This is a genomic window from Moorena sp. SIO3I8, from assembly GCF_010692325.1.
Taxonomy (GTDB): Bacteria; Cyanobacteriota; Cyanobacteriia; order Cyanobacteriales; family Coleofasciculaceae; genus Moorena.
On the sequence record NZ_JAAHHW010000078.1, the window covers coordinates 26,257 to 32,850 of the forward strand.

Below are 6,594 nucleotides of genomic sequence, written 5' to 3' on the forward strand. Positions count from 1 at the left end.
TAGCAAATTTAGCACTCTTACACGAAGAGTGCTAATTCGTCTGACAATTTTGAACTTTCAAGAACTTGAAACACCGACGTGCCGGGGGGTTCAAGCCATAACCATACCACCATCGACATTAAACACTTGTCCAGTGATATAGGCAGCAGCTGGATCAGCTGCCAAAAACCTTACCATCCCAGCTACTTCTTCTGGCTGACCGTAACGACCTAGAGGGATCTGCTCGATAATGGCTTCTGACTTAAGGTCACTGGTCATATCAGTGTCAATAAAACCGGGAGCTACGGCATTGACTGTAATGCCACGACTAGCAAACTCTTTGGCAACGGTTCTGGTCAAGGCAATCACACCAGCCTTGGCAGCACTATAATTGGCTTGACCAGGGTTTCCCATCTGTCCTGACACGGAAGCAATATTGATAATCCGACCAGACTTTTGCTTGAGCATCAGTTTGCTCACTGCTTTGATACATAAAAATACCCCAGTCAGGTTCAGATCAATTACTGCCTGCCAATCTGAGGGTTTCATCCGCAATAACAAGTTGTCGCGGGTAATCCCAGCATTATTCACTAGCACGTCTATACGACCAAACTTTTCGAGAGTCCCTTTAACTAGGGCATCGACTTGTTCAGCTTGAGACACATCAGCCTGAAGTGCTAAGGCTTCACCCCCAGCATCCATGATAGCCCCTACGACCTGATCAGCTGCAGTACTGGAACTGGCGTAGTTGACTACAACCTTTGCCCCTGACCCAGCTAAGGCCAGGGCCACAGCTCGACCAATTCCTCGCGAGGCACCGGTCACGATGGCTATGCGATCGCTTAATTGTTGCGCAGATGTCTGTAATGTTTCCATAAACCTTGAACTGTTTTCTATCCTGCCTGATTTTGTCCTGTGGGCAGTAAAGGTTTCCTCCAAAGTTAACTTTACCGGAATCTTTGGTTAATCCAGCTATCACACAATCCCAAAGATTTTGGACTAGAATCGAGCAGAAGGACTAGGAAAGGTTTTCTTGCTCATGGCCGTTAAAAAGCAGTTCAAAACATTCCAAGAATTATTATCTGGCTCAGATGTGCCGGTGTTGGTAGATTTCTATGCCACTTGGTGTGGGCCATGTCAGATGATGGCTCCTATCCTAGAACAGGTCAAGGCTGAGCTCAAAGATCGTTTGCAAGTTGTAAAAATTGACACGGACAAATACCCCCAGCTAGCCTCCCAGTATGGCATTGAGGCGTTACCAACCTTGGTACTGTTTAAAAACGGTCAGCCTCAACAACGGATAGAGGGGTTCAGACCAGCAGAAGACCTTATTCCACTATTACAAGCTTTGATTTAAGATAATTAGGGGTGAGATTGTCGTTGATAGCAGGACTGAGATTATCAGCTGATTGCTGATTGCTGATTGCTGATTGCTGATTGCTGATTGCTGATTGCTTACGTACCTTGCTCTTTGACCTTTTTTCCCAGGGTAATGGGATGAGCCCCCCTGATTTATCTGGGATTTATCCGGGGGATATCAGCGTGCTAGACCAAAAAACCTAGCTAGGAAGATGGGGCTTCATCGGAAGAGGCATCGGAAGAGGCATCGGAAGAAGAATCCGAAGAGGAATCCGAAGAGGAATCCGATTCTTCTTGGGCAGATGGGGTCGCATCGCTGCTAGGTGTCGCTGATTTTTCTTTCTCTTTAGCACGCTCCTCCCGCTTTTTACGATCAGCTTGAATGGCATCTTCTATCACTACCCGAGCCTGTGCCATTTTTTCCAGGTTGCTGCGGTACAACTCCAAGTCTTTTTTTAGCTTTTCGGAAGGAAGGTTTAATCCACTGCTAATTTTGTTAAGTACCTCTTCGAGCTGTTTTTGATCCTGAGCTAACTCCGAGTCCGCCTGCTCTAGTAGTGAAAATAAACCAATGGCAAACAATCTGCTGTACTTAAACTGAGAATTTTGTGCGATCGCAGCTATAGTGGTAGCCAAATCCCCAGTCCCATTCTCAGAGGTTGGGGCACTTAACCAGGAGATCAAATCTTGCCCAGACATAGACTCTACGCTGGTTTTGAGCCTTTGGGCATCTTCCTGGTACTGCTGAGCTTCACCTCCGACTGCTTGACACAGAGCATTAAAAATTGATTCTTTATCATGTTCCGGTTGATAGCTCTGCATAAACCGGTCAAAGCATGTCACCACACCTAAGCCATAGATGGGGTCGTAGTTAAAATCGACATTAACCGACAGCAAATGCATCTCTACCATCAACTCTTCCACTACACGTCGGTAAATAGAGTTGATGGGGCGAGTGTGATAGGTGTAAAAATCCCGTTTAGTATCCGAGACTGTGCGAACAGTATTCACAAGGCAGATCAGAATTGAAGCTTTATATTATTGTTATTGTCTTATTGTCTACCATGAAGTACCTACCACCAAATCCAAGATGATGGTGGGGGTTTCCAGTTTCATCCGCTGATGCCAGATTGGTCTTAATCAACGTCCGGAGGTTTTGCTCTGTCGCACTCACTCCCGCAGTAGGAGCTAAAGGCTTTGTTCCCCTACTACCCTGGCTGCAACCCGCCTCCCGCAGGTCGTTTTATTTCTTTGAGTTCAACTTGCTGTGGACTTATTTTTACAAAGCTCAGCCAAGTTCTTTCCCCGAGCTGCCGCTAGTAGCATCCAAGCCCTTTTAGTCTGTCGGTTCAATAAGCACCTTTGCTATTATAACACCCTCTGATCAGACATCTGTGGAAAAAGATTCACCCAAGCCAAGCCCAGCTTAATCTGAAACCTAATCGGTCGCAGATGTCTATTCAGGTGGCGATACTGGATAAACCATCTAAGGCTTCTTCCTCCGTTTCAAAAATTTCAAACACTGTGTCCATCATAGTGACTTCAAACACAAGCTTGGCGTCTGGATGAACAGAACAAATGCGAAAGCTGCCCTTAATTTTGTCAGCATCTCGCATTCCAGCCACTAAGGATGTCAAACCCGAACTATCAATAAAGTCAACCTGACTCAGATTAACCACTACATGCCTTCGCAGTTGGGAGATACACTCTTGCAATTTCAGACGAAAGGGCCAAGCTGTAGTGATGTCCAGGCGTCCAATCGGTTTCAAAACAATCACATTTGTACCATCTTCAGTAGTATGAGTTTTCTGATCGATATGAACCATCAGCACCTCCTTGTCACAGCTACCGCTGATTGAAACCATACCAAATCTAATCATTAAGATTTCAGAGTGCGTCCCGAACGATTCAGGTGCGCGCCCGTTCGCGCCCCGCGTCGGCGAAAGCCGATAGGTGCGACCCAAGGGCGCGAGCAATCCCTCGCGCCCTTGGAGGCGCGCACCTTGAGCGAATTTAATTCTTAATGGGTCAAGGGCACCTGTAGGACTATCGCCACCTGTAGTCCCTGACTGCTTCCCAGCCGACTGAAAAAACTCCTCGTGATTTTTATTAATACGCCCTGACTAACAAATTAAGCCGGGAAGACCTATTCTAAACCAAGCCCTATGTGATTCGGCTCATCGAGCTACTCACTGCAAGCTAGTTTAGCTTAGAGGGATTGGTGAAATTTAAGGGAGCGTATCCAAATTGTTGCACAAATCTGGTCAGAGGAACTGAGGATGAAGGGAATGATGGCGAGCGAGTGCATCAAGACAATGGGAAAAATGACAGGATAGTCGAATGAGGGGGATGAATCCAGGATTTCTATTCTATCTTCCCCCACTGCTCCAGCATTCAGTATTCAGCATTCAGCATTCAGCATTCAGCATTCAGCTATTAGCGTGTCGCGTATCAGTCATTGGCCGTAGGCCATGCTACTTGAGGTGCTATCAGCTTGTGAATAAAACAGGTAAGCATTGGAATAATGCTGAGTTACTTCAGCTGACGGCTGATAGCTGACGGCTGATAGCTGAATGCGTACGTCGAACCATCCTAGTATTGCCATAAGTGATCTGACAACAGTTTAAGCTGTCCAGTTCGCCCAGTCTTGAGGCTTGAGGAATGTCTCATAGAGTTCGGCTTCTGGTGTATTGGGCTCAGGTTGGTAACCGTATTCCCAACGCACCAAGGGGGGTAAGGACATCAGGATGGATTCAGTACGCCCGTTAGTTTGCAGACCAAAAATTGTGCCTCGGTCATACACCAGGTTAAATTCTACATATCGACCCCGACGATAGAGTTGGAAGTTACGCTCTCTGTCTCCATATTCCAGATCGCGACGGCGCTCTACAATCGGTAGATAAGCTGGTAAAAATGACTCAGAGCAGGTTGTGACAAAGGCAAATAACTCTTCCCAACTGCGAGGCTCTAAATCCCCAACCTTTTCACTGTAAGCTGCTGCGGAACCATCTTGATGGGGACCACGATACAGTTTACCCGTGCCATCTTGATAGTCAAAAAATAAGCCTCCAACACCCCGCATTTCTTGGCGGTGTTTCAGATAAAAATACTCATCGCACCAAGACTTGAACACTGGGTAATACTCAGGGTGATGAGCATCACAGGCTTCTTTCAATTGGCGATGCAAATGGGCAGCATCTTCAGCAAAGGGATAGTAAGGGGTCAAATCGATTCCACCACCAAACCACCAGACTGGTCCTGCCTCAAAGTAGCGATAATTCAGGTGAACCGTGGGCACATAGGGATTACGAGGATGCAATACTAGGGAGGTACCAGTAGCGAAAAAACCATGTCCAGCTGCCTCGGGGCGCTGCTTCAAAATTGAGGGTGGCAGCTGTTTGCCCCAAACTTCAGAAAAGTTAACCCCACCCTGTTCCAATACTGAACCATCGCGCATCACACGGGAACGACCACCACCCCCTTCTTCTCTTTCCCAAGCATCTTCTCTGAAGGTGCCAATCCCGTCCAGTTTTACTAGAGCATCACAAATCGTATCTTGCAGCTGTTGCATCAACTGCTTGACTCTCTCCCTAGAGTCGGCAGGAGGTAAAGAAGTGGTATTAGTGGTAGTTGTTGTATCGGTCTGTAAAGCTGTCATAACAAATCCTAGTGGGTTTGGAAACCTTAGGTGCGCTCTTACCATTAAGAATTAAATTCGCCACGGGTCGCACCTCTGGTTTTTTAGGCTGGGGAGCAAAAACGAGCCGGGGTCTTTCTTTAGTCCCGGTCCCTCGAATGGGGGTGGGAAGATGTTCAGTTCCTACCCATTCCTGGTTAAGCCCCTAGAAGCGCCTATCGAAACAAAACCTTAAGTTGGCCTTGCCAATGTTATTGGTTGGTCGTTATTCGTTAGTACGATCGGGTACCTTCAGGGGAAACCCTGGGGGTTGGTAAAATTTCCAGGCAGTTGAGATCATATCCTAAATAGAGAGGGATTTTTCAACCAAAGCCATTTGGGGAAGATCATAAATCTGCCTGAGCATAGCTGCGGGAGGCGTGTAGTGATTCTTAATTTTTCTTTCAAGTTAATTGCTGGTCACGAGGGGGTTTGGTGTAAGTTTTCCCTCTTCAAGACCTATCGCGCCCTGAGTACTGCCCCAGTGGAAGTTCTCTGGCAAAAACTGATCAACTTAGCAGATGTGTCTTGGAATCCTCTGCTGTCAAGTACCAATGCTCCAAAAGGTTTAATGGCTAAACCTGGTTTAATTTATCAGGTAGTCACTCGCTTGATCCCCATTCCGGTGCGAATTTTTGTAGAGCGTGTCTTACCCGGTGAGCTACTCAGTATAAGATTTCTGGCAATTCCTGGAGTTGAAAATCGCGTCACTTACCAGGTAGAGTCCACCCTTTGTGGTACTTATATTTCCTACTCAGTTACTTTAAAAGGCTGGTTATCACCCTTAATCTGGTGGATGATTCGCCCCTACGTGGCGCGGGTGGTATTTGAATTAGCCCAGGCTGCCGAGCAGGTCGGAGCAATCTAAACTTATAGCCGTTGACCCTTGGGAGAGGTAGACACCAACAATCCACCAGTGCCAAAGCTGGTCTACCCTCCTTACAAGGGTAGGTTTTTTACAAAGGGGCGAGTATTTACTTTTATTAGGTATAAATTCTTAAGAAAATATGTATCAAAATACACAATTATTTCCGGGATAATTCTCCCCATTTCCCGCTCTTCCCCTCCTGGGAGGGGTTAGGGGTGGGTTCCGATTCCCGTTCCCCTCCTGGGAGGGGTTAGGGGTGGGTTCCGATTCCCGTTCCCCTCCTGGGAGGGGTTAGGGGTGGGTTCCGATTCCCGACTCCCGACCCAAATGTAAAAAACCTACCCCTGTGAGGTTCCCCCCACTCGCGCTTTGGATCAAGACAGGGACAAGAGTTTCAGGTTTTTTGTCCTGATTTAATAAAAGGTCGTAATAATACCACTTTAATAGAAGTTTATTGATTACTGACACACCTATCCGGACTTAATCGATAAATATTGAAAATGTTAAAGTACGAGGCTCCTAGCAGAGCCTAACTTTAGGATAGGCTGTAGCCAAATGAGTGACTTTTTTCAGTATACCTGTGGTCTCAGTACAGGACAAAAGTTGCAAAAAGTGCCAGGGAGAGGGTTTGATGGAAATTACCACAAAGACCACAAACCCTCATGGAACAGATTAACCAACTTCGAGCCAAATTGCGACCCCACCTGGGCTG

The 6,594-nt window shown here is 46.8% G+C and carries 7 protein-coding genes; 2 read left to right on the forward strand and 5 right to left on the reverse strand.

What is annotated here, in order from left to right; all coding sequences use genetic code 11:
* Window positions 1-90: 90 nt before the first annotated feature.
* Window positions 91-855, reverse strand: coding sequence for a 3-oxoacyl-[acyl-carrier-protein] reductase (gene fabG, locus F6K51_RS24450; RefSeq protein WP_293025097.1), 765 nt, complete (start codon window positions 853-855; stop codon window positions 91-93).
* Window positions 856-1,018: 163 nt separating this feature from the next.
* Between fabG and trxA the strand changes: the two genes are divergently transcribed.
* Window positions 1,019-1,336, forward strand: a complete 318-nt coding sequence (trxA, locus tag F6K51_RS24455; RefSeq protein ID WP_293025099.1) for a thioredoxin — start codon at window positions 1,019-1,021, stop codon at window positions 1,334-1,336.
* A gap of 206 nt (window positions 1,337-1,542) precedes the next feature.
* Here trxA and psb29 read toward each other — a convergent pair whose 3' ends face one another.
* The 4 genes from psb29 to hemF all read right to left on the reverse strand — a co-directional run bounded on the left by psb29 (window position 1,543) and on the right by hemF (window position 4,996).
* Window positions 1,543-2,349: a photosystem II biogenesis protein Psp29 gene (psb29, locus tag F6K51_RS24460; RefSeq protein ID WP_293025101.1), complete on the reverse strand. Its 807-nt coding sequence runs from the start codon at window positions 2,347-2,349 to the stop codon at window positions 1,543-1,545.
* Window positions 2,350-2,798: 449 nt separating this feature from the next.
* Window positions 2,799-3,164, reverse strand: a complete 366-nt coding sequence (locus F6K51_RS24465) for an STAS domain-containing protein (protein ID WP_293025103.1) — start codon at window positions 3,162-3,164, stop codon at window positions 2,799-2,801.
* Between the two features lie 629 nt (window positions 3,165-3,793).
* On the reverse strand, window positions 3,794-3,943 hold the full coding sequence (locus F6K51_RS24470; RefSeq protein WP_293025105.1) for a hypothetical protein: 150 nt from the start codon (window positions 3,941-3,943) through the stop codon (window positions 3,794-3,796).
* 18 nt (window positions 3,944-3,961) lie between these two features.
* A complete protein-coding gene (gene hemF, locus F6K51_RS24475) occupies window positions 3,962-4,996 on the reverse strand; it encodes an oxygen-dependent coproporphyrinogen oxidase (protein ID WP_293025107.1) in 1,035 nt (344 codons plus the stop codon).
* A gap of 403 nt (window positions 4,997-5,399) precedes the next feature.
* Between hemF and F6K51_RS24480 the strand changes: the two genes are divergently transcribed.
* Window positions 5,400-5,882 carry an SRPBCC family protein gene (locus tag F6K51_RS24480; protein ID WP_293025109.1) on the forward strand — a complete coding sequence of 161 codons (483 nt, stop codon included), beginning with the start codon at window positions 5,400-5,402 and terminating at the stop codon, window positions 5,880-5,882.
* Window positions 5,883-6,594 lie beyond the last annotated feature (712 nt).

Bases quoted from the DNA above. Each gene is read 5' to 3' on its own strand.
- trxA (WP_293025099.1), top strand. From the start codon at position 1,019: ATGGCCGTTAAAAAGCAGTTCAAAACATTCCAAGAATTATTATCTGGC.
- F6K51_RS24470 (WP_293025105.1), bottom strand. From the start codon at position 3,943: ATGGCAATACTAGGATGGTTCGACGTACGCATTCAGCTATCAGCCGTC.
- F6K51_RS24465 (WP_293025103.1), bottom strand. From the start codon at position 3,164: ATGGTTCATATCGATCAGAAAACTCATACTACTGAAGATGGTACAAAT.
- hemF (WP_293025107.1), bottom strand. From the start codon at position 4,996: ATGACAGCTTTACAGACCGATACAACAACTACCACTAATACCACTTCT.
- fabG (WP_293025097.1), bottom strand. From the start codon at position 855: ATGGAAACATTACAGACATCTGCGCAACAATTAAGCGATCGCATAGCC.